Origin of the sequence: Ramlibacter henchirensis, assembly GCF_004682015.1 — a bacterium.
Lineage (GTDB): Bacteria > Pseudomonadota > Gammaproteobacteria > Burkholderiales > Burkholderiaceae_C > Ramlibacter > Ramlibacter henchirensis.
Genome location: NZ_SMLM01000002.1, coordinates 261,741 through 281,611, shown reverse-complemented (window position 1 = coordinate 281,611; position 19,871 = coordinate 261,741). Strand labels below are relative to the sequence as shown.

25 protein-coding genes are annotated in these 19,871 nt (G+C 70.0%); 15 read left to right on the top strand and 10 right to left on the bottom strand.

Features of this window, described 5'->3' with window-relative positions; genetic code table 11:
* Position 1: 1 nt before the first annotated feature.
* The gene (locus EZ313_RS14100; RefSeq protein WP_135263923.1) at positions 2–1,195 is read right to left on the bottom strand and encodes an aspartate aminotransferase family protein; all 1,194 of its coding nucleotides are present in this window, start codon (positions 1,193–1,195) and stop codon (positions 2–4) included.
* A 235-nt stretch (positions 1,196–1,430) separates the two neighbouring features.
* Here EZ313_RS14100 and EZ313_RS14095 point away from each other — a divergent pair, with 235 nt between their 5' ends.
* On the top strand, positions 1,431–1,739 hold the full coding sequence (locus EZ313_RS14095; protein WP_135263922.1) for a DUF3579 domain-containing protein: 309 nt from the start codon (positions 1,431–1,433) through the stop codon (positions 1,737–1,739).
* Between the two features lie 117 nt (positions 1,740–1,856).
* On the opposite strand, the gene rpsT is transcribed toward EZ313_RS14095, so the two are convergent.
* Positions 1,857–2,165 (bottom strand): 30S ribosomal protein S20, encoded by a 309-nt coding sequence (gene rpsT, locus EZ313_RS14090; protein ID WP_135263921.1) that lies wholly within the window; start codon positions 2,163–2,165, stop codon positions 1,857–1,859.
* A gap of 98 nt (positions 2,166–2,263) precedes the next feature.
* Between rpsT and murJ the strand changes: the two genes are divergently transcribed.
* Both murJ and EZ313_RS14080 read left to right on the top strand, forming a co-directional pair.
* A complete protein-coding gene (murJ, locus tag EZ313_RS14085) occupies positions 2,264–3,829 on the top strand; it encodes a murein biosynthesis integral membrane protein MurJ (protein ID WP_135263920.1) in 1,566 nt (521 codons plus the stop codon).
* A 60-nt stretch (positions 3,830–3,889) separates the two neighbouring features.
* Complete coding sequence (locus EZ313_RS14080; protein ID WP_135263919.1) at positions 3,890–4,747, top strand: SirB1 family protein; 858 nt, start codon at positions 3,890–3,892, stop codon at positions 4,745–4,747.
* A gap of 4 nt (positions 4,748–4,751) precedes the next feature.
* On the opposite strand, the gene EZ313_RS14075 is transcribed toward EZ313_RS14080, so the two are convergent.
* Both EZ313_RS14075 and purM read right to left on the bottom strand, forming a co-directional pair.
* Positions 4,752–5,423, bottom strand: coding sequence for a GNAT family N-acetyltransferase (locus tag EZ313_RS14075; RefSeq protein ID WP_135263918.1), 672 nt, complete (start codon positions 5,421–5,423; stop codon positions 4,752–4,754).
* Positions 5,424–5,433: 10 nt separating this feature from the next.
* The gene (purM, locus tag EZ313_RS14070; protein WP_135263917.1) at positions 5,434–6,480 is read right to left on the bottom strand and encodes a phosphoribosylformylglycinamidine cyclo-ligase; all 1,047 of its coding nucleotides are present in this window, start codon (positions 6,478–6,480) and stop codon (positions 5,434–5,436) included.
* Positions 6,481–6,581: 101 nt separating this feature from the next.
* On the opposite strand from purM, the gene EZ313_RS14065 reads away from it, so the two are divergent.
* The 6 genes from EZ313_RS14065 to atpE are packed head-to-tail and all read left to right on the top strand — an operon-like array spanning position 6,582 to position 11,395.
* The gene (locus EZ313_RS14065; RefSeq protein WP_135263916.1) at positions 6,582–7,652 is read left to right on the top strand and encodes an AI-2E family transporter; all 1,071 of its coding nucleotides are present in this window, start codon (positions 6,582–6,584) and stop codon (positions 7,650–7,652) included.
* Complete coding sequence (hda, locus tag EZ313_RS14060) at positions 7,649–8,323, top strand: DnaA regulatory inactivator Hda (protein WP_135263915.1); 675 nt, start codon at positions 7,649–7,651, stop codon at positions 8,321–8,323. The genes EZ313_RS14065 and hda overlap by 4 nt, the downstream gene beginning before the upstream one ends.
* Positions 8,320–9,006 carry an HAD family hydrolase gene (locus EZ313_RS14055; RefSeq protein ID WP_135263914.1) on the top strand — a complete coding sequence of 229 codons (687 nt, stop codon included), beginning with the start codon at positions 8,320–8,322 and terminating at the stop codon, positions 9,004–9,006. The genes hda and EZ313_RS14055 overlap by 4 nt, the downstream gene beginning before the upstream one ends.
* Positions 9,003–10,613 (top strand): polynucleotide adenylyltransferase PcnB, encoded by a 1,611-nt coding sequence (pcnB, locus tag EZ313_RS14050; RefSeq protein ID WP_135263913.1) that lies wholly within the window; start codon positions 9,003–9,005, stop codon positions 10,611–10,613. The genes EZ313_RS14055 and pcnB overlap by 4 nt, the downstream gene beginning before the upstream one ends.
* Before the next feature lie 34 nt (positions 10,614–10,647).
* Positions 10,648–11,115, top strand: a complete 468-nt coding sequence (gene folK / locus EZ313_RS14045; protein WP_135263912.1) for a 2-amino-4-hydroxy-6-hydroxymethyldihydropteridine diphosphokinase — start codon at positions 10,648–10,650, stop codon at positions 11,113–11,115.
* A 37-nt stretch (positions 11,116–11,152) separates the two neighbouring features.
* Positions 11,153–11,395 carry a F0F1 ATP synthase subunit C gene (gene atpE / locus EZ313_RS14040; protein WP_135263911.1) on the top strand — a complete coding sequence of 81 codons (243 nt, stop codon included), beginning with the start codon at positions 11,153–11,155 and terminating at the stop codon, positions 11,393–11,395.
* A 3-nt stretch (positions 11,396–11,398) separates the two neighbouring features.
* On the opposite strand, the gene EZ313_RS14035 is transcribed toward atpE, so the two are convergent.
* Positions 11,399–12,658, bottom strand: a complete 1,260-nt coding sequence (locus EZ313_RS14035; protein ID WP_135263910.1) for a c-type cytochrome — start codon at positions 12,656–12,658, stop codon at positions 11,399–11,401.
* Positions 12,655–13,389 carry a c-type cytochrome gene (locus EZ313_RS14030; protein WP_420849316.1) on the bottom strand — a complete coding sequence of 245 codons (735 nt, stop codon included), beginning with the start codon at positions 13,387–13,389 and terminating at the stop codon, positions 12,655–12,657. Before EZ313_RS14030 ends, EZ313_RS14035 begins: the two co-directional genes overlap by 4 nt.
* A 104-nt stretch (positions 13,390–13,493) precedes the next feature.
* Between EZ313_RS14030 and EZ313_RS14025 the strand changes: the two genes are divergently transcribed.
* A complete protein-coding gene (locus EZ313_RS14025) occupies positions 13,494–13,673 on the top strand; it encodes a hypothetical protein (protein WP_135263909.1) in 180 nt (59 codons plus the stop codon).
* Between the two features lie 11 nt (positions 13,674–13,684).
* On the opposite strand, the gene EZ313_RS14020 is transcribed toward EZ313_RS14025, so the two are convergent.
* Complete coding sequence (locus EZ313_RS14020; protein ID WP_135263908.1) at positions 13,685–13,972, bottom strand: 2Fe-2S iron-sulfur cluster-binding protein; 288 nt, start codon at positions 13,970–13,972, stop codon at positions 13,685–13,687.
* 40 nt (positions 13,973–14,012) lie between these two features.
* On the opposite strand from EZ313_RS14020, the gene EZ313_RS14015 reads away from it, so the two are divergent.
* From EZ313_RS14015 to EZ313_RS14005, 3 genes are all read left to right on the top strand, one after another.
* The gene (locus EZ313_RS14015; protein WP_135263907.1) at positions 14,013–14,927 is read left to right on the top strand and encodes a DUF808 domain-containing protein; all 915 of its coding nucleotides are present in this window, start codon (positions 14,013–14,015) and stop codon (positions 14,925–14,927) included.
* Between the two features lie 70 nt (positions 14,928–14,997).
* A complete protein-coding gene (locus tag EZ313_RS14010) occupies positions 14,998–15,261 on the top strand; it encodes a hypothetical protein (RefSeq protein WP_135263906.1) in 264 nt (87 codons plus the stop codon).
* A 102-nt stretch (positions 15,262–15,363) separates the two neighbouring features.
* A complete protein-coding gene (locus EZ313_RS14005) occupies positions 15,364–15,552 on the top strand; it encodes a hypothetical protein (RefSeq protein ID WP_135263905.1) in 189 nt (62 codons plus the stop codon).
* Positions 15,553–15,767: 215 nt separating this feature from the next.
* Here the strand turns inward: EZ313_RS14005 and EZ313_RS14000 are convergent, their stop codons facing one another.
* Positions 15,768–16,346, bottom strand: coding sequence for a hypothetical protein (locus EZ313_RS14000; RefSeq protein ID WP_135263904.1), 579 nt, complete (start codon positions 16,344–16,346; stop codon positions 15,768–15,770).
* Between the two features lie 136 nt (positions 16,347–16,482).
* Between EZ313_RS14000 and EZ313_RS13995 the strand changes: the two genes are divergently transcribed.
* Both EZ313_RS13995 and EZ313_RS13990 read left to right on the top strand, forming a co-directional pair.
* The gene (locus EZ313_RS13995; protein WP_205960394.1) at positions 16,483–17,211 is read left to right on the top strand and encodes a hypothetical protein; all 729 of its coding nucleotides are present in this window, start codon (positions 16,483–16,485) and stop codon (positions 17,209–17,211) included.
* Between the two features lie 151 nt (positions 17,212–17,362).
* The gene (locus EZ313_RS13990) at positions 17,363–17,992 is read left to right on the top strand and encodes a L,D-transpeptidase (RefSeq protein WP_135263903.1); all 630 of its coding nucleotides are present in this window, start codon (positions 17,363–17,365) and stop codon (positions 17,990–17,992) included.
* 68 nt (positions 17,993–18,060) lie between these two features.
* On the opposite strand, the gene EZ313_RS13985 is transcribed toward EZ313_RS13990, so the two are convergent.
* Positions 18,061–18,504, bottom strand: coding sequence for a DUF4864 domain-containing protein (locus EZ313_RS13985; RefSeq protein WP_135263902.1), 444 nt, complete (start codon positions 18,502–18,504; stop codon positions 18,061–18,063).
* A 375-nt stretch (positions 18,505–18,879) separates the two neighbouring features.
* Entirely contained in the window at positions 18,880–19,857 is a 978-nt protein-coding gene (locus tag EZ313_RS13980) for a PA2778 family cysteine peptidase (protein ID WP_167772583.1), read from the bottom strand.
* Positions 19,858–19,871 lie beyond the last annotated feature (14 nt).

Genomic DNA, 19,871 nt, shown 5'->3' with positions numbered 1-19,871 from the left:
CTCATTCCGCGAGGATCGCTTTCACCAGCGGCGCCAGGATGCCCACGCACTCGTCGGCCTCCGCGCGGGTGAAGATCAGTGGCGGCAGCAGCCGCACCACGGTATCGGCCGTCACGCTGATGAGCAGCCCCGCCTCCGCCGCGCGGTTGACCAGAGCGCCGCAGGGCTTGTCCAGCTCCATTCCGATCATCAGGCCCTGGCCGCGGATCTCCTTGAAACCCTTGACGCTCCCGAGCTCGCGCGTCAGTGCGTCCTTCAGGTAGCCGCCCACCTCGGCCGCGTTCTGCAGGAGCCTGTCCTCTTCCATGATGCGCAGCGTCTCGACGCCCGCACGCATCGCCAGCGGATTGCCGCCGAACGTCGTGCCGTGGTTGCCCGGCTGGAAGATGTTGGCCGCCTTCGGACCGGCGACGACGGCGCCGATCGGCACGCCCGAGCCCAGGCCCTTGGCCAGCGGCATCACGTCCGGAACGATCCCGGCCCACTGGTGGGCGAACCACTTGCCGGTGCGGCCCATGCCGCACTGCACCTCGTCGATCATCAGCAGCCAACCGCGCTGGTCGCACAGCAGGCGCACCTGCTGCAGGTACTCGATGCGCATCGGGTTGATGCCGCCTTCGCCCTGGATGGTCTCGAAGAACACGGCCACAACATCCTTGTTGCCCTCGGTCGCGGCCTTGAGCGCGCCGATGTCGTTGAGCGGGACGCGGATGAAGCCTTCCACCAGCGGGCCGAAGCCCTTTTGCACCTTCTCATTGCCGGTGGCGGAAAGCGTGGCGATGCTGCGGCCGTGGAAGGCCTTTTCGTAGACCACGATCTGCGGGCGTTCGATGCCCTTGTCATGCCCGAACTTGCGCGCCAGCTTGATCGCAGCCTCGTTGGCCTCCAGCCCGGTCGAGCAGAAGAACGCGTTCGTCATGCCAGAGATCTCGACCAGCTTCGCGGCGAGCTTCTCCTGGTTGGGCACGTGGTAGTAGTTGCTGCTGTGGATGATCTTGGCGATCTGGTCCTGCAGCGCGGGGACGAGCTTGGGATGGTTGTGCCCCAGCGTGTTCACCGCGATCCCGGCCAGAGCGTCGAGGTACGGCTTGCCGTTGATGTCCCACACTCGCGAGCCTTGGCCGTGCGACAACGCGATCGGCACGCGGCCGTAGGTGTTCATCGTGTGGGGCGACGCCGCCTCGATAAGGGCCATTGAGCTCTCCAGAAAAGAAAATCGGCTCAACGCGTGAGCCGTTGAGGCCCGATTTTAGGCACACGGTTCGCGCGCGCTGCTTGCCGATTCCGCATCACAGCCATGCATGGCGTTGCGTGGCGAGGGGTGCAAGCAGGCGCTGGGAAGCCGATCGCAGGTCTTATATAAGATAGAATACTTGTGCGTTGCAGCATGGGCGATCCCCAGCGGCGGCGCGCCGATTCGCCACCCCCGAATGCCTTCCTCCGCCGCCAGAGAAATCTTCATCCAGGGCATCACCCGGGATGGGCGCACCTTCCGGCCGAGCGACTGGGCCGAGCGCCTGGCGGGTGTGATGAGCGCCTTCCGGCCCGGCGGCGCGACGCCTGGAAGCCACCTGAGCTACTCGCCCTGGTGCGTGCCGCACGTGATCGACGGCGTGAAGACCGTCGTCGTGCACAGCGACCTGCGCAAGGCGGAGCCGATGGCCTGGGACTTCGTCATGAACTTCGCGAAGGACAACGACCTGAAGGTCGAGGAGCGCGACGTCGGTCCGCCTCGCTGAAAGCAAGCCGCAAAGCAAAAGAGCCGTCTTTCGACGGCTCTTTTGCTTTGCTGGCAGCGCACCCGGTTCAAACGGCGGGCTTCTTTGGAAGCCCGGGCGGGTTCACCTGATTGAAGCTCAGGCGGAAGCTTGCGAGGCGGACAAGGACTTGACCTTGGCCGAGAGGCGGCTCTTGTCGCGAGCAGCCTTGTTCTTGTGGAAGATGCCCTTGTCGGCGACGGTGTCGACGATGCTCTGGGCCTTGGCGAACAGTTCCGTGGCCTTGGCCTTGTCGCCGGAGGCGACGGCCTTCTCCACGTTCTTGACGGCGGTGCGGTACTTCGAGCGCAGCGAGGTGTTCGCGGCGTTCAGCTTGACGTCCTGGCGGGCGCGCTTGCGGCCCGACGCAAGGCGCGGGTTCTTTTTCTTGGGTTTGGCAGAAGCCATGGTGTGATTCCTTCGGTGTCTGAGGATGTTGCCAGCAAAGCCCTCCATTGTAAGCGAAGCGCCCACTTGCCTCCAACTCGGCCGCTACACTTGAGCCGGTGAGTCTTTTCAAAGCCGCTTCCACCGTCTCGCTGCTGACCCTGGCCTCACGCGTGACGGGCCTCCTGCGGGACCTTCTGATGGCGGCCTTCTTCGGCGCCAGCGCAATGACCGACGCCTTCAACGTGGCCTTCCGCATCCCCAACCTGTTCCGCCGCCTGTTTGCCGAGGGCGCGTTCAGCCAGGCCTTCGTGCCGTCGCTGGCGCACACCAAGGCGCAGCAGGGCGACGAATCCACGCGGCGCCTGATCGACTCGGTGGCCACGGTGCTGGCCTGGGTGCTGCTGGCCGCGAGCGTGATCGGCGTCGCCGCGGCGCCGGTGCTGGTCTGGGCGCTCGCCAGCGGCCTGGGCAAGGACCCGCAGGCGTTCGACGCCGCAGTGCTGATGACGCGCTGGATGTTCCCGTACATCGGCTTCATGTCGCTGGTGGCGCTGTCCGCCGGGATCCTGAACACCTGGCGGCGCTTCGCTGTCCCGGCCGCCACGCCGGTGCTGCTGAACATCGCGATGATCCTGGCGGCGTGGCTCGGGGCTCCGTTCTTCCGCGACCGCGGCATCGAGCCGATCTACGCGATGGCCGCGGGCGTCATGCTGGGCGGCGTGCTGCAACTCGGGATCCAGATCCCGACGCTCGCGCGCCTCGGCCTGCTGCCGCGCATCGGCGTGAGCGTCGCGCGCATTCGCGAAGCCTGGCGCGATCCCGGCGTGCGGCGCGTGCTCTCGCTCATGGGGCCGGCGCTGCTCGGGGTCAGCGTCGCGCAGATCTCGCTGCTGATCAACACGCAGATCGCCTCTCACCTGCCCACCGGCAGCGTGACCTGGCTGTTCTACGCCGACCGCCTGATGGAGTTCCCGACCGCGCTGCTGGGCGTGGCGCTGGGCGTGGTGCTGATGCCGCAGCTCGCGGCCGCCCGCGGCGCCGGCGACGACGAGCGTTATTCGGCCATGCTCGATTGGGGCTTGCGGCTGGTGCTGCTGCTCGCCGCGCCCGCATCGGCGGCGCTGCTGGTGTTCGCGCATCCGCTGGTGGCGACGCTGTTCCACTACGGCGCGTTCCGCGACAGCGACGTGCTGCAGGTCTCCCTCGCGCTGGCCGGCTACGGCGTGGGCCTCCTGGGCCTGGTCGGCATCAAGGTGCTGGCCCCGGGCTTCTACGCCAGCCAGGACATGAGGACGCCGGTGCGCATCGCGATCGTGGTGCTCGTGCTCACGCAGCTGATGAACCTCGGGCTGGTGCCGCTGTTCAAGCACGCGGGCCTGGCGCTGTCGATCGGTCTCGGCGCGCTGATCAACGCGGGCTGGCTGCTCGTCGGGCTGCTGCGCCGGGGCAGCTGGCGGCCCGCGCCGGGCTGGGGGCGCTTCCTGTTGCAGGTGATCGCGGCGACCGCGCTGCTGGCCGTGTTCCTGATGTGGGCCTCGGCGCAGTTCCCGTGGACCGAATTGCGCGCGCAAGCGTCGCTGCGGGTCGCGCTGCTCGCGGGCATGCTCGCGGCCGCGGCCGCGATCTACTTCGGCGCGCTCTGGGCCGCGGGAGTTCAGCTGAGGCAGTTTGTCACGCGCTGACAACCCCCCTCGACCGTCGCCTTGACGCTGGGGGAGCGGTCCACTACAAAGGACGACACCATGGCGCTGAATTTCGAAGTCCCGACTCCGCTGGAATACTTCCGTTCCCTGGTTCAGGACGACGACCATTTCCCCCTGCTGGAGACCGCCGCCAGCATCGCCCAGGACGAATACCCCGATCTCGACGTGCAGCAGGTGCTGGGCGATGTCGACCAGCTCCTCGCTCGCCTGAAGCGCCGCCTGCCGGCCGATGCGGCGCCCCTGCAGCGGCTGCGCGCGCTCAACCAGTTCTTCTTCCGCGACCTCTCGTTCGGCGGCAACGTCAACGACTACTGCGACCCGGACAACAGCTACCTCAACGTGGTCCTGCGCACGCGCCGCGGCATCCAGATCTCGCTGGCGGTGCTGTGGATCGAGCTGGCCCAGGGCCTGGGCCTGCACGCGCGGGGCGTGTGCTTCCCCGGACACTTCATGGTGAAGGTCAACCTGCCCAAGGGCCAGGTGGTGATCGACCCGTTCACCGGCCAGTCGCTCTCGCGGGAGGAACTGTCGGAGCGTCTCGAACCGTACAAGCGCCGCAGCGGCCTGGTCGACGACTTCGAGGTTCCGCTGGGGCTGTACCTGCAGGCCGCGCCGCCGCGCGACATCATCGCCCGCATGCTGCGCAACCTGAAGGAGATCCACCGCGCGCAGGAAGACTGGCAGCGGCTGATCGCGGTGCAGGACAGGCTGCTGATCCTGCTGCCCGATGCCTGGGCCGAGTACCGGGACCGCGGTCTTGCGCACGCGGAGCAGGGCCATGCGGCCTTGGCCGTGCTGGACCTGGAAACCTACCTCATCCACGCGCAGGATTCGCTGGACATCGACGCCATCGCGGACCGGGTGGCCGACTTGCGCCGCGCCCGGAATAACGGCTGACGTCTCAGGTCTTCGCGACAACCCGCACGGCGCACGTGCGGTACACCTCGAACCCCAATTGCCGATAAAGGTGCAGCGCCCCCGCGTTGCTGCTCATGACGTGCAGGAATGGCGTTTCGCCGCGCGCGAGCTGGTTGGCGACGATGCGTTTGACCAGTTTTCGCGCGAGCCCGCGGCCCTGGAAGTCGGGGTGGGTGGCGATGGCGCTCACCTCGCGCAGGGCGCCGGCCTGCGTCCGCTCGCCCGCCATGGCCGCCAGGCGTCCTTGCTCGAAGCAGCCCAGGTAGGTGCCGAGCTCCAGGTTGCGCGGCCCGAACGGGCCCGGCTTGGTGAGCGTGGCCAGCTCGACCATGTGCTCGACATGGTCCGCGCCCAGCCGCACGGCCTCGATCGGCTCCTCGGACACGGCGCCGCCGGACCAGACCATCAGCTCCATCGTCGTCTCGAGTTCGATCTGCCAGCCGGGCGGGGCATCGCCCCTCCAATCGGCCGCATAGAAGCGCTCTCCCGGCGCGCAGAACGGCGCCAGTTCGTCCAGGTGCGGATGGCGCGGATCGGCGAACGCCAGCAGCGGCGGCAAGCCGGAGGAATAACGGCGGACGTTCCCGGTGCCGAGCGTCAAGTGACGCTGCGTATCGGACAGCGCGTGCCAGAAGACGTTGTCGAGCACCGCCATCGGCGCGCGCTCAGCCGATGGCCACGGCCGGCCCCGTGCCGCGCTCGGCGATGACGCCGATCTCGTGCACGTTTTCACCTTCGGCGCGCAGCGTGATCGCGACCGCCTGGGCCTGTGCGGCGCCGACCACCACGGCCATGCCGATGCCGTTGTTGAAGGTGCGGTTCATCTCGTGGTCGGAGATGCCCGCGGTCCGCTGCAGCCACGTGAACAGCTCGCTGCGCGGCCAGCTGCCGGCCTTCAGGCGCGCGGCCGTGCCCTCGGGCAGCACGCGCGGGATGTTCTCGAGCAGGCCGCCGCCCGTGATGTGGGCCAGCGCCTTGATGCCGCCGCCGGCAGCGGGATGGCGCGCGAGCGCCGCCAGCACCGGCTTGACGTACAGCCGCGTGGGCGCCATCACGGCTTCGCGGAACGGCCGGCCATCCAGCGTGGCGGGCAGCGCCGCCCCCGCGCGCTCGATGCACTTGCGCACCAGCGAGAAACCGTTGGAATGCACGCCGCTCGACGCGAGCCCCAGGACCACGTCGCCGGGCGCGACCTCGCGGCCGGTGAGGATGCCGGACTTCTCCACCGCGCCGACCGCGAAGCCGGCCAGGTCGTATTCGCCCGGCGGGTACATGCCCGGCATCTCGGCGGTCTCGCCGCCGATCAGGGCGCAGCCCGACAGCTCGCAACCGCGGGCGATGCCGCCCACCACGCGGGCGGCGGTGTCCACATCCAGCTTGCCGCAGGCGAAGTAGTCCAGGAAGAAGAGGGGCTCGGCGCCCTGCACCAGCACGTCGTTCACGCTCATGGCGACGAGATCGATGCCGACCGTGTCGTGCATGCCCCACTCGAAGGCGAGCTTGAGCTTGGTGCCCACGCCGTCGGTGCCGCTCACCAGCACCGGCTCGCGATACCGCTTGGGCACTTCGAAGAGCGCGCCGAAGCCGCCGATGCCGGCCAGCACGCCTTCGCGCAAGGTCTTCTTCGCCAGGGGCTTGATGCGCTCGACCAGCGCATCGCCGGCATCGATGTCGACGCCGGCGTCTTTGTACGAAAGGGGGGTCTGGCTCATGGGAGGGAGGGCGGCAAGCGCGAGGGCGCCCGATAGAATTTGCAGGATTTTACCGGCGGCACCCCTGTCCGCCCGCCTCCGCGCAGCGTCGTCCCACCCTCATGCAATTCACCCCCACGCAAAAGCGCGCCGCGCTCTGGGCCGCGATCGCTTTGCTGGCGCTGCTCGCCCTGCGCGCCCTCGGTCCGGTGCTCACGCCGTTCGTGGTCGGCGCCGTGCTCGCCTACGCGCTCACGCCGCTGGTCGACCGCCTCGACGAGGCGGGCCGCGGATGGGTGCCGCGCGTGGTCTCGGTGGTCGTGGTGGAACTGCTGTTCATCTTCGTCCTCTTTTCGCTGTCGCTGCTGGTGCTGCCGATCCTGGTCAAGGAGATCCCGCTGATGCGCGAGCAGGTGCCGGTGCTCTTCCGCTGGCTGGACGAGACCGTGCGGCCCTGGCTGGCGCAGTACGGGGTCAACGTCGCGCTGGACCTGGATAGCCTGCGGGCGCAGGTGATGCGCTACCTGAACACGAACTACGAGGAGGCCCTGTCGCGGGTGCTGCCCTCGCTGAAGATCGGCGGCAGCGTGGTGTTCACGCTCCTCTTCAACGCCGTGCTGATCCCGGTGGCGCTGTTCTACCTGCTGCTGGACTGGGACCGCTTCGTCCATCGCGTGCTGGAACTGGTGCCCCCTCGCATGCGGCCCGCCGTCGATTCGTTCACCCAGGAGTGCGACCAGGTGCTCGGGCAGTACCTGCGCGGCCAGCTGCTGGTGATGATCACGATGGCGAGTTTCTATTCGCTGGGCCTGGCGCTGTTCGGGCTCGACCTCGCCGTGCCGATCGGGCTGTTCACCGGGCTGGCGATGTTCGTGCCCTACCTGGGCTTCGGCATCGGGCTGGTACTGGCGCTGCTGGCCGGGCTGCTGCAGTTCGCCTCGGCCAAGGCGCTGGTGATGGTGGCGGTCGTGTACGGCGCGGGGCAGGTCATCGAAGGCTTCTACTTCACGCCCCGGTTCGTGGGCGAGCGCATCGGCCTGCATCCGCTGGCGGTGATCTTCGCGCTGCTGGCGTTCGCTTACCTGTTCGGCTTCCTCGGCGTGCTGGTGGCGCTGCCCGCCAGCGCGGTGCTGCTGGTGGCGATCCGCCGCGTGCGCGACGGCTACATGGGCAGCCGCCTGTACCAGGAATGAAGCAGATTCCGCTTCCCATCGGGATGGCGCGTGCGCCGACCCTGTCGGCCTTCTTCGCCGGACCGAACGAGCCCGCGGTCGCGCACCTGAAGCTCTGGGTGGGCAGCCCGACCCGCTCACCCGTGCCCACCTACCTGTGGGGGCCGCCGGCGAGCGGCAAGACGCACCTGCTGCGGGCGGTGCGCGAAGCCTTGCGGGAGCAGGGCGCTTCGGCCGGCTGGCTGGACGCCGCGGTGCTCGAGCCGCCGCCCTTCGACGAGCGCTGGGCGGTGGTGCTGCTGGACGACGTGCACCTGTACACCGCCGTGCAGCAGCACGCGGCCTTCAGCTGGTTCGTGAGCGCCCAGGCCCTGCAGCGCGGCGTGCTCGCCGCCGGGCTGCTGCCGCCCGCGCACCTGCAGCTGCGGGAAGACCTGCGCACGCGACTGGGCTGGGGCCACGTCTTCCAGCTGCAGCTGCTGTCGGAGCCGGAGCGGCGTGCGGTGCTGCGCCAGGCGGCGGACGCGCGCGGCGTGTTCCTGGGCGACGAGGTGATGGACTTCATGCTCACGCGCTTCTCGCGCGACCTGGGCAGCCTGATGCAGCTGCTCGAGGAGCTGGACGCCTATGCGCTGCAGACCCAGCGCGCCATCACCATCCCGCTGATCAAGTCGATGCTGGAGAACGAGTGACGCGCAAGACGAAGGTCGCCCTGTTCGACCTGGACCACACCCTGCTGCCGATCGACTCCGACTACAGCTGGGGCGTCTTCACGCAGGCGATCGGCTGGACCGACCCGGTGGAATTCAAGCGGCGCAACGACGAGTTCTACGCGCACTACAAGGCCGGCACGCTGGACGTGGACGCCTACGTGCGCTTCGCCACCGACGCGATCCGGCTGAAGGGCCGCGAGGCGTCGCTTGCGGCGCGCGAGCGCTTCATGCGGGAGGTCATCGCGCCGGTGGTCCGGCCCCAGGCGCTGGAGCTGGTGCGCGGCCACCAGCGCGCGGGCGACCGCGTCGCCATCGTCACCGCCACCAACGAATTCGTCACCGAGCCGATCGCGCGAGTCTTCGGCGTCGAGGAACTCATCGCGGTTCGCCTCGTCCTCGGGCCGGACGGCTGGATCACGGGCGAGATCGACGGCGAGCCGTCGCTGCGCGCGGGCAAGGTGACGCGAGTGGGCGAGTGGCTGGCCGCGCAGGGCCTGGGTTGGGACGAGGTGGAGACCACCTTCTACTCCGATTCGCCCAACGACCTGCCGCTGCTCGAGCGCTGCGACCACCCCGTGGCCACCAACGCCGACGACACCTTGCGCCGCCTGGCCCTCCAGCGCGGCTGGCGCATACTGGACCTGTTCGCTTCCCATCCATGATCAAGAAATTCATCGACCGCCTGCTGGGCGCCGGCGGCGCCGGCCGCAAGCCCCGCTTCGGCAAGCGCCAGGAGATCGGTCCCCAGGAACACGCCATCGATCCCTCCCTGGTGGACGAGCGCGCGCTCAACGTGGTGCACACGCTCAAGGAGGCCGGGTTCCAGGCCTACATCGTGGGCGGCGCGGTGCGCGACCTGCTGCTCGGCCTGCGCCCCAAGGACTTCGACGTCGCCACCGACGCCACGCCGGAGCAGGTCAAGGGGCTGTTCCGGCGCGCCTTCATCATCGGACGGCGCTTCCGCATCGTGCACGTGGTGTACGGCCGCGGCCGCGAGCACGAGGTGATCGAGGTCTCCACCTTCCGCGCCTACATGGACAACGCGGCCGCCGAGGCGGTGGCCGGCAACGAGAAGACCAGCCGCAGCGAGCTGGCGGGCATGAAGCACGCCGTGGATGCGACCGGACGCGTGCTGCGCGACAACGTGTGGGGCCCGCAGGAGGAGGACGCGACGCGGCGCGACTTCACCATCAACGCCATGTACTACGACCCGGAGACGCGCACCCTGGTCGACTACCACGGCGGCATGAAGGACGCGCGCAAGCTCACGCTGCGGATGATCGGCGACCCTACCACGCGTTACCGCGAGGACCCGGTGCGCATCGTGCGCGCCGTGCGGTTCGTGGCCAAGCTCAGTCCGCTCGGCTTCAAGCTCGAGGCCAAGACCGCCGCGGCCATCAAGCCCTGTCTTGCGCTGCTGGCCGACGTGCCGCAGAGCCGGTTGTTCGACGAGATGCTCAAGCTGCTGCAGACCGGGCATTCGGTCGCCACCATCGAGCAGCTCAAGGCGCTGGGCCTGGACAAGGGCATCTACCCGCTGCTCGATTTGATCGTCGAGCGCAGCGAGCAGCCTTTCGTGCGCGCCGCGCTGCAGGACACCGACCGGCGCGTCGCCGAGGACAAGCCGGTCGCGCCCAGCTTCCTGCTTTCGTGCGTGCTCTGGTCCGACGTGCGCGAGGGCTGGGCCCAGCGCCTCGCGCGCAAGGAGCATCCGTTTCCCGCGCTGCAGGGCGCGATCGACGACGTGTTCGATTCGCGCATCGGGGACGTGTCGGGCCGCGGCAAGCTGGGCGCCGACATGCGCGAGATCTGGATGATGCAGCCGCGCTTCGAGCGGCGCACCGGCAACACGCCTTTCAGCCTGATCGAGCAGCCGCGCTTTCGCGCCGGCTTCGACTTCATGCGGCTGCGCGCCGACGCGGGCGAAGTCGACGTCGTGCTGGCCGACTGGTGGCAGGAGTTCAGCCAGGCCGACGACCAGGAGCGCGAGGACCTCGTCGCGCAGGTGCGGCAGGAGCATCAGAAGGGCGCGCGTCGCGTGCGCGTGGTCAAGCCGCAGGAGAAGGCGTCGCCCGCCGAACGCCCCGCCGCGGGTGCGCCGCTGCCGCCCGAGTCCTCCGCGGAGGCGGCCGAGCCCGCGCGGGGGCCCGACGGCGCGGGCGCCGACGCGCCCAAGAAGCGCCGCCGCCGACGCCGCAAGCCCGGTGCGGGCGGCGGACATGCGCCGGCCGGGGAAGCCGGGCCGCTGCCTTCGGGCGGACCGGAGTGAGGCCGCGGCGCGCAGCCGCTTGCCTTGGCCAGCCATGAGGGAGCCGGTCACCGCGTACGTCGCGCTCGGCGCCAACCTCGGCGATGCGCAGCAGGCGGTGCGCGCGGCGATGGACCGGCTCGATGCGCTTGCGCAAACCCGCGTCACCGCGCGCTCATCTCTCTACCGCACCGCGCCTGTCGGTGCGAGCGGGCCTGACTTCATCAACGCCGTGGTGCGGCTGCAGACCGCTTTGACGGCGCCCGACCTGCTCGATGGCCTGCTGGCCGCCGAACTCGACGCCGGCCGTGAGCGTCCCTTCCCGAACGCTCCACGCACGCTGGACCTCGACCTGCTGCTCTACGGCGATGCGCGCATCGACAGCCCGCGCCTGACGGTGCCGCATCCGCGCATGAGGGAGCGAGCCTTCGTGCTCGTGCCGCTCGCGGAGATCGCGCCGACTGCGGTGCCGCCGAACGCGCTGGCGGCCCTTACCTCCCAGGTCATTGCCCGCATTCCCTGAGTTGGCGAGCATGGAGCCATCCCACAAGGAGGTTCACATGAGCGACACCGGATTGATTGCACTGGCCTGCGGGCTGATCATCGGCCTCGGCGCCATCGGCGCATGCCTGGGCATCGGCACCATGGGCGGCCGCTTCATCGACGGCGCGGTGCGCCAGCCCGAGATGATGGAACCGCTGCAGACCAAGATGTTCCTGCTGGCCGGGCTGATCGACGCCAACTTCCTGATCGGCGTCGGGGTGGCGATGATGTTCATCTTCGCCAACCCGTTCGCGCGCTGACCGTCAGCGCGGGCCGCCGCGCTGGCGGGCGACGTCCAGCTCGCTCACCGGCCCCGCGCGATTGCCCCACGACGTACGCAGGTGCGTGAGCACGGCGGCGACGTCGGCGTCGTTGAGCAGCATCACGTAAGGCGGCATGCCGTAGGGGCGCGGATTGCCTTCCGTCGCGGGCGGGTAGCCGCCCCCCATCACGACCTGGACGAGGTTGGCGGTGATGGGCAGCGTCACGGCGCGGTTGCCGGCCAGCGGCGGATAGGCGCCGGGCACGCCTTCGCCACGCAGGCCGTGGCATTGGGCGCAGTGCTGCGAGTAGATGCGCGCGCCGCGTTCGGCCACCTTGGGATCGACGGGCGGCGTGGGGCCGGGCTCCGAAGGCGGGATCTGCGGCAGCGATTTCAGGAACACACCCATGGCGACCGCGTCGGCGTCGGTGAGGTACTGCGTGCTGTAGAGCACCACTTCCGCCATCGGCCCGAGCACCGTGCCCTGCGCGCTCGCGCCGTCGCGCAGCAGGCGCGCGATGTCCTTGGGGCTCCAGTGCGCGACACCCGCTTCACTGGCCGCGGCGAGGGAAGGCGCGTACCAGTTCTGCATCGGGATCAGGCCGCCCGACAGGTCCATCATCTCGCTGCTGGCGCCCAGCACGTTGCGCGCCGTGTGGCAGGCCGCGCAGTGGCCCAGGCCGCGCACCAGGTAGGCGCCGCGGTTCCACTCGGCCGATTGCTCGGGGTCGGGCTCGTACACGCCGGGGCGGAAGTAGAGCGCGCGCCACACGGCCAGCGCGGCCTGCGTGCTGTAAGGCCAGCGCAGCGCGTGCCGCGTGTTCTGGCGCTCGACCGCGGGCACGGTGCGCAGGTAGGCATGCATCGCGTCGGAATCGGCGCGGGTCACCTCGGTGTAGTTCGGGTAGGGGAAGGCGGGATAGAGCAGCCGGCCGTCGCGCGATCGGCCGTGGTGCAGGGCGCGCCAGAAGTCGTCGGCGGTCCATGAACCCAGGCCCGTGCGGGCGTCGGGCGTGAGGTTGCTCGAATAGACGATGCCGAACGGCGTGTCGATCGCGCGGCCGCCCGCCCACGCCGCGCCGCCGCGGTCGGTGTGGCAGGCCATGCAGTTGCCCACGCGCGCCAGGTAGGCACCGCGCTCCACCGACGCCGGCCCCGCAGCGGCCGACGGGCCGGGGTCGTGGTCGCCGTAGTTCACGTACCAGACCCAGCCCGCGGCAGCCAGGACGAGCAGGGCGAGGACCAGCAGGACCCGCTTCACGGCCGCTGCCTCCCGGCCGGAAGGATCGCGCTGCCGCATGGCATCGGCGCCCGATGCTCGAGGTGCTCCACCGCTCGCGGCTGCGCGGGCAGCGGCTGCGCGGCCAGCCAGCTGGCGACCGCCACCAGGTCCTCGGGCGAGAGGGCGCGCGCGATCTGCGCCATGCAGTCGGGCGCATGCGCTCGCCTCTGCCCGGTGCGCCAGGCGCCGAGTTGCGCATTCAGGTAGTCGCGCGAGAGGCCGAGCAGGCCCGGCGTGTTCGGCTGGATGCCGGTGAGCGCTTCGCCATGGCAGCCGGCGCACGAGGGCAGGTTCGTGCCCGGGACGCCTTGCAGCGCGAGCTGCCGTCCGCGCTCGAGCACTTCCGGCGTCGCCTTCGGCGTGGGCGGTTGCGCGTACGGCAGGTCCAGCTGCGCGAAATGCTGCGCCATCTCCAGCAGGTAGTCCTCGGAGAGCGGATCCAGCAGGCGCGTCATCAGCCAGTAGTGGCGGCGGCCGTCGCGGAAATTGAGCAGCTGGTTGTAGAGGTAGCCGGCGGGCTTGCCGGCGATGCGCGGGTAGTAGCCGTCGGGGCCGGCGCGGCCCTGTGCACCGTGGCAGATGGTGCAGGCCATCGTGCGCTGGGCCATGGTGTCTTCGAAGGGCACCTCGGATCGCGGCGCCGTAGCACGAACCGCCGGAACGGCCACCAGCGCGACGGCAAGGAAGAGCAGGCGCGAGAGATTTGTCACGGAGCCGGATCATGCATCAGGCGCGCTGCACGGCCGTGTCCATGCGCCGCCGTCCTACATGTCCGCCATGGCCGCGTTCCTAGAGTGGGGCGAGGACCACCGTCATGAACAAGCCCGCTTCCGCCCCCGACACCATGCCCCCGCACGAGTTGCCGCCGCCCGAGAAGGACGAGGTGCCCGAGGGGACGAACGACACCATCCATCACCCGGACGACCAGGCCGGGAAGCATCCCGCGCGCGAGGACCAGAAGCCACGGTCTCCGTACGTCCACGGGAACACGTGAGGCGAGCCGCCTCACTCCAGCACGATGTCGGCCGCCGGGTGCGCCACGCAGGGCAGCACCCAGCCTTCGCGCTTTTCCTCCGCGAGCACGCCGGGCCACTCGATCCGGTAGCTCACCTCGCCCGAGAGCATGCGCTGCATGCAGGTGCGGCAGCTGCCGTTGCGGCAGGAGCTCGGGAAGGGCCATCCCGCGGCCTCGGCGGAGCGAAGCAGGGTCTGGTCCTGCGGCGCGTCGAAGCTGGGGCCGCCCACCCCGATCGTCACCCGCCACACCACTGCACCGACCTCGCTGTCATCCATCAGCGATCATAGGCACGCCCAACACACGGACCCACCACACATGGCCTCGAGTTTCTTCGCCCTGCTGGACGACATCGCGACGATCCTGGACGACGTGTCCCTTCTGACCAAGGTCGCGGCCAAGAAGACGGCTGGCGTCCTGGGCGACGACCTCGCGCTCAATGCGCAGCAGGTGTCCGGCGTCGCGGCCGATCGCGAGCTGCCCGTAGTGTGGGCGGTGGCCAAGGGATCGGCGATCAACAAGCTGATCCTCGTACCCACGGCGCTCGCCATCAGCGCCATCGCGCCCTGGGCGGTGCTGCCGCTGCTGATGATCGGCGGCGCGTACCTGTGCTTCGAAGGCTTCGAGAAGATCGCCCACCGCTTCCTGCACCACGAGGACGACCACGCGCGGGTGCGGGCGCTGGAGCGCACGCTGGCCGATCCCGCCGTCGACGTGATCGCGCTGGAGAAGGACAAGATCAAGGGCGCGGTGCGCACCGACTTCATCCTGTCCGCCGAGATCATCGTCATCGCCCTGGGCACCGTCGCCGCGGAAGCGCTGCCCACGCGCATCGCGGTGCTCGTGGGCATCGCGGCGCTGATGACCGTGGGCGTCTACGGCCTGGTCGCCGGCATCGTGAAGCTCGACGACCTTGGCCTGTGGCTCGCGCGCACCGGCGCGGGGGTGCGCCGCTCGGTGGGCAACGCCATCCTGCGCATCGCGCCGTGGTTGATGAAGGCGCTCTCGCTGGCCGGCGCCGCGGCCATGTTCCTGGTGGGCGGCAGCATCCTCACGCACGGCGTGCCGGCGCTCGAACACGCGGTGGAGCACGCGGCCGAGGGCCTGCCCGCCTTCGCGGGCACGCTGCTGCCGCTGCTTGCCCACGCGGTAGTGGGCATCGTCGCGGGCGGCGTGGTGATGGGCGGCGTCGCGCTGGCCAAGCGCACCTTCGGGCGGCGCGCCGCGGCCTGACCGAGTCCTACAGGCGCCGGGGGCTGTCACTGGCGCGGCCCGCGCCGCTCGCGCCTTAGTGTTGCGGCCCATGGAATTTTCCGAATGGATCGACTTGCTGCAGTGGCCCGCCATGGCTGCCAGCCTGCTGGCCGCGTGGCTGGTGGCCTCCAACCGCAAGGATCGCCGCAACGTGGGGTTCTGGGTCTTCCTCGCGAGCAACGTGCTGTGGGCCGTCTGGGGCTGGCATGACGGCGCGTGGGCGCTCATCGCACTGCAGGTGGCGCTGGCCGCCCTGAACATCCGCGGCGTCTCCAAGACCGAGCCTCCCGAGCACCACCGGGCCCAGGCGTAGGCGCCGTCCTACCGTGCGGTGCGGCGGCGGCCCATGTCGCGCTGTGGCTCATCCGGCCATCATGCTGCTGAGGCGGACGACACCGCCGGAAGGGAAGTCACCATGGCGCGCCTCCTGCAGCAACTCCTGTCCCCGTTCGACTCCGCCGCCGACGACGCGCGCGATCACTCGTACCTCCCCGCGGGAGACGACGAATTCGCCCTCGGATTCGAGTGCGCGAACCCCGCATTGCAGTTCGATGGCTGGGAGCCTTCCGGCGCCTTGCCGCAGGGTTCGAGCCGCGGCTACTGAGCAGCAAATCGTGACAGTGGCGGTCCTACAGGCCCTGCCGTTCTAAACCCACTTCGAGGCTCGTGCGGGGCGACCTAATCTTTGGTCAGCCGGTGCCAACAACTGCCGGCGCCTTTCCATCCGAACCCCCTCGTGGGCAGTTGAATCAAGGAGTTAGACATGATCAAGACAACCCTCACCACGGTGGCGGCCGCGGCCGCCCTGGCCTTCGGCAGTTACGCCATCGCCCAGAGCGCCGGCGCTTCCGGCAGCGGCACCAGCGGCTCCGCCTCCAGCACCAGCGGCGGCAGCGGCAGCGCCAGCGGCACCGCCGGCACGACCAACCCGCAGGACCGTTCCACGTCGACGGGCACCACCGGCACGATGGGCGCTTCCGGCAGCACCCCGAGCACCAGCGGCTCGAGCGCCAGCGGCTCCAGCAGCACCCCGAGCTCCTCGAGCAGCAGCAGCACGCCGGCCGCGAGCGGCTCCACCAGCACCCCGAGCGCCAGCGGCTCCGCCAGCACCCCGAGCGCCAGCAGCGGCTCGAGCAGCTCGCCGAGCAGCAGCGGCACGTCGATGGGCGCCAGCGGCGGCTCGAGCTCCAGCTCCAGCACGACGCCCCCGGCCTCCGGCTCCACCGCCGGTTCTTCGGGCTCGGCCAGCTCGCCGTCGACCGCTTCCGGCTCGGCCAGCACGCCCAGCAGCAGCGGCAGCACGATGGGTTCCAGCGGCAGCAGCTCCAGCAGCAGCACGATGGGCTCGGGCAGCTCCAGCGACGCCAGCGGCAGCCGCGCCGCCCGCGCCGACCGCAACTAAGCGGCACGCCCGCCGCACACAAGGGGCGGGCCTGCGGGCCCGCCCTTTTTCGTTGAGACTCTCGCCATGCGATTTCCCTGGCTCCCCACGACGTCCCGGCGAACCGATCAGCCTGCGAAGAAAGGCGATGGGGTGCGCGCGACCCTGGTCGCGGCGCTCCTTTGCGGATCGGCGGCAGTGGGCTGGTGGTATGGCCAGCCGCAGCAGCAGGGTGAACCCGCCGCGAAGGTCGCGCCGAAGCTCAAGTCCGCGCCGCACCTTCCCCGGTTCGCGACGTTCGCGGGCGAGCAGCCCACGCCCGACGTGCGGCATGTCGCCGACTGGGCCCTGGATTCCGGAGATGCCGGCGGCCGCTCGTACGTCGTGATCGACAAGCAACAGGCGCACGTGTGGCTGTTCGATCCGCAAGGCGTGCTGGTGGCGCACACGCCCAGCCTGATCGGCTCCGCGGTCGGGGACGACGCCGTACCGGGCATCGGCGAGAAGCCGTTGTCGCAGATCCAGCCGGAGGAGAAGACCACGCCGGCCGGCCGGTTCGTGGCCGAACCCGGCGTCAACGCCCAGGGCGAGGACATCGTCTGGGTCTCCTACGACCTCGCGGTGTCCATGCATCGCGTGCGCGCCAACGTGAAGGCCGAGCGCCGCCTGGAACGCCTCGCCTCCGAAACCCCGGACGACAACCGCATCTCGTTCGGCTGCATCAACCTGCCCGTGGACTTCTACGAACACGCCCTGCTGCCCGCGGTGCGCGGCACCGGCGCCGTCGTCTACGTGCTGCCCGAAACGCGCCCGGTGCAGCAGCAGTTCGGCTCCTACGACGTGGCCACGCGCTGGCGCGGCACACGGACCGCGCCCGCGTGAATTTGCGCACGGGCTCCCGCGCGAACCCATCCATCGATCCCCGATGCCGGCTTGCGGCTGCTGAGCGCCGCTAGCATTGCCGGAAGCTGAGCCGCTGCGGGTGCGGCAGCGCAGAAGAGCCCGCCCGCAGCGGGAACACGGGGACTTTCGGATGCAATGGAAGAGCAGGGCGGCGCTGCTGTGCGCCGCGTGGGTCGTCGCGTGCGCCGCCACCGCGGGCAATCTCGATGCGGGCTTCGAGCGGCAGCAGCCTTCGGCCGACGCGCGCGAGATGGCCGAGTTCGTGCAGGACACCCACGATGCAGGAGGTCGCCCCTACCTCATCGTCGACAAGAAGGCGGCGCGCCTGTTCGTCTTCGAAGGCAACGGCCGGATGCTCGCGAGCACGCCTGTGCTGCTGGGCGCCGAGCCGGGTGACCACAGCGTGCCGGGCGTCGGGGAGCGCGCACAGACCGGCGAGCTGGCCCCGGAAGACCGAACCACGCCGGCCGGCCGCTTCCTCACGCAGCCGGGCCGCAACCTCGAAGGCGAGCACGTGATCTGGCTCGACTACAACGCCGCGCTTGCGTTGCACCGGCTGCGCCCGGGCCGTGCCCACCAGGTGCGCGCTGCGAGGCTGGAGCATTCGCAGCCGCACGAGCGCCGCGTATCGCTGGGCTGCGTAGTCGTGCCGGTGGCCTTCTACGTGGATGTGATCGAGCCGCTCCTGGGCTCGCGTCGTGGCGTGGTGTACGTGCTGCCGGAAACGCAATCGGTGCGCGATCTCTTCGTGCAGCTGTGAAGCTGCGCGCAGCACCATGAAGAAAGCCGGGCGTCACCCGGCTTTTTTTTCCAAGCGCACCCGCCCGTTCAGATCGACTGCCAGTGGTTCTCCGCCACCACGCAGCCGCTGATGCGCCAGCTGCTGTCAGGCTGGCGTTCTAGCGCGAACAGCGCGAGCCAGGACTTGTCGTCCGTGTCCTTGATCTCGACCAGCTGCAGCACGCTGCCGTCTTCCTCTTGCGGCTTGTGGAAGCTGACGGAAGCGGGGCGGTAGACCATCGGATAGACGCCTCGCACCATCGCGAGGAAGCGGTTGGAGCTGCCGATGGCCGCGCGCACCTCGGGGGTGGCGGTCTCGAAGGCCTTGTCGGCATCGTCCACCGCCAGCGCCGACAGCTGCGCGACGATCACCTCCCGAACGCGGGAAGCTTCCGGCTCGGCGAGCGGACTGGCAACCGCGCGAACGTGGGCGCCGAGGGCCGCCAGCGCCATGACGATCAGCGCGAACAATCGAACGGAATGCCGGTTCATGGGACGCTCCCTGCTGGAAGGTGATGCATGCAGGGTAGGAAGCGGCGCGCGCGCGGGTTGTAGGCGGAACGCGCTGCGGGCAGTGCGCAAACACGTCTCCGCGCGTGGGCGGTTGCTAACGCGGCGGGGGGAGTTTTCGCCGCGTCGCGGGTGTGGCGCGACACGGTGGCGGAAGCGGGCAAGGTAAATGGCCCACCGCGGCCGCTGGACAATGTTCGTTCGTTTCGCAGTGGATCGCGGAAGACCGATACCTGTCTCGTGGCGCGGCACCCGGCGGGCACAAGGGGAAGTGTGGGGAGCGACCCGGTCGCACGCCGCAGGCAGGCTGCTTGTGCGGCTGTAGGCGCGTGCCCGGACCGCGCGCCGTCCTCGGGCCTACCGCGTGGCGGTGCCGGCCTGCCTCATGCGCTCGACGATGGTTTCGCGCGTGCTGCGGATCTCGGAAGCGAAGGGATTGCGCGGGTCGGAAGCGGCCTGCTCGATGAGAGCGAGGGCCTCGCGCTGCTGGCCCTGGTCGGACAGCACCTGGGCCAGGTTGTTGGCGACGATGGCCGAGGCCGGATGGCGCCGCCGAGCCTCTCGCAGCACTTCGGTGGCCTGCGCCAGAGCGCCGCGCGCGTGCAGCTGGTTGGCCAGCCCCACGGCGGCGGCCAGGTTGTCGGGCCAGCGGCGAAGCGCGGTCGCGAAGGCGAGGGCGACGCGCTCCGGGTCGGCCACTCTCGCCAGTGCGAGCACGGCGTTGGTCCACGCGTCCTCGGTGGCCGTGACGGGAATGCGGTCGGGCGGCGTGACCACCATGGCCCAGTAGCCGCTTTTCATCCAGGTGCGCTCGAAGGCGGTGAAGGGCATCTCCAGCCGCGCCGTGGTGCCCGAGCGCAGGTAGACCGTGCCGCTCGGGTAGTCGAATCCGTTGACGACGGCGTAGTGCCACTGCTGCGACAGCGCGCCGATGTCCTGCAGCACCAGCACCGGATTGCCCGCGGCCACTTCGCGCAGCAGGTCGGAGTAGCGCGGCGCGAGCACGTACGAGATGCGCCCGTTGCGGCGCGCGGCCGCGAGCATCTCCAGTTGCAGGCTGCCGCGTCGCGCCGGCACGTACACCTGCGACACCAGCGGCTCCGGCGTGATCGGCACGCCGGTGTGGGCCAGCACGGTGGCCAGCGCGGCGGGGCCGCACTGGTACTCGTTCTGCGGGAAGAAGGGGACGTCCTCGAGCTGGATGCTCTGCGGCACGCCGGCCGGCCAGCCGCTGCGCAGCGCCAGCGTCTGCGGCACCATCTGCGCGCAGCCGGCCGCCACCAGCACCAGCACGGCGGCGAGGGATGCGCGCAGCGCGAAAAACCAAGCCCGCATCAGGCGGGCTTCGG

Bases quoted from the DNA above. Each gene is read 5' to 3' on its own strand.
- EZ313_RS14100 (WP_135263923.1), bottom strand. From the start codon at position 1,195: ATGGCCCTTATCGAGGCGGCGTCGCCCCACACGATGAACACCTACGGC.
- EZ313_RS14095 (WP_135263922.1), top strand. From the start codon at position 1,431: ATGCCTTCCTCCGCCGCCAGAGAAATCTTCATCCAGGGCATCACCCGG.
- rpsT (WP_135263921.1), bottom strand. From the start codon at position 2,165: ATGGCTTCTGCCAAACCCAAGAAAAAGAACCCGCGCCTTGCGTCGGGC.
- EZ313_RS14080 (WP_135263919.1), top strand. From the start codon at position 3,890: ATGGCGCTGAATTTCGAAGTCCCGACTCCGCTGGAATACTTCCGTTCC.
- EZ313_RS14075 (WP_135263918.1), bottom strand. From the start codon at position 5,423: ATGGCGGTGCTCGACAACGTCTTCTGGCACGCGCTGTCCGATACGCAG.
- purM (WP_135263917.1), bottom strand. From the start codon at position 6,480: ATGAGCCAGACCCCCCTTTCGTACAAAGACGCCGGCGTCGACATCGAT.
- EZ313_RS14065 (WP_135263916.1), top strand. From the start codon at position 6,582: ATGCAATTCACCCCCACGCAAAAGCGCGCCGCGCTCTGGGCCGCGATC.
- hda (WP_135263915.1), top strand. From the start codon at position 7,649: ATGAAGCAGATTCCGCTTCCCATCGGGATGGCGCGTGCGCCGACCCTG.
- pcnB (WP_135263913.1), top strand. From the start codon at position 9,003: ATGATCAAGAAATTCATCGACCGCCTGCTGGGCGCCGGCGGCGCCGGC.
- folK (WP_135263912.1), top strand. From the start codon at position 10,648: ATGAGGGAGCCGGTCACCGCGTACGTCGCGCTCGGCGCCAACCTCGGC.
- atpE (WP_135263911.1), top strand. From the start codon at position 11,153: ATGAGCGACACCGGATTGATTGCACTGGCCTGCGGGCTGATCATCGGC.
- EZ313_RS14025 (WP_135263909.1), top strand. From the start codon at position 13,494: ATGAACAAGCCCGCTTCCGCCCCCGACACCATGCCCCCGCACGAGTTG.
- EZ313_RS14020 (WP_135263908.1), bottom strand. From the start codon at position 13,972: ATGGATGACAGCGAGGTCGGTGCAGTGGTGTGGCGGGTGACGATCGGG.
- EZ313_RS14015 (WP_135263907.1), top strand. From the start codon at position 14,013: ATGGCCTCGAGTTTCTTCGCCCTGCTGGACGACATCGCGACGATCCTG.
- EZ313_RS14010 (WP_135263906.1), top strand. From the start codon at position 14,998: ATGGAATTTTCCGAATGGATCGACTTGCTGCAGTGGCCCGCCATGGCT.
- EZ313_RS14005 (WP_135263905.1), top strand. From the start codon at position 15,364: ATGGCGCGCCTCCTGCAGCAACTCCTGTCCCCGTTCGACTCCGCCGCC.
- EZ313_RS13990 (WP_135263903.1), top strand. From the start codon at position 17,363: ATGCAATGGAAGAGCAGGGCGGCGCTGCTGTGCGCCGCGTGGGTCGTC.
- EZ313_RS13985 (WP_135263902.1), bottom strand. From the start codon at position 18,504: ATGAACCGGCATTCCGTTCGATTGTTCGCGCTGATCGTCATGGCGCTG.
- EZ313_RS13980 (WP_167772583.1), bottom strand. From the start codon at position 19,857: ATGCGGGCTTGGTTTTTCGCGCTGCGCGCATCCCTCGCCGCCGTGCTG.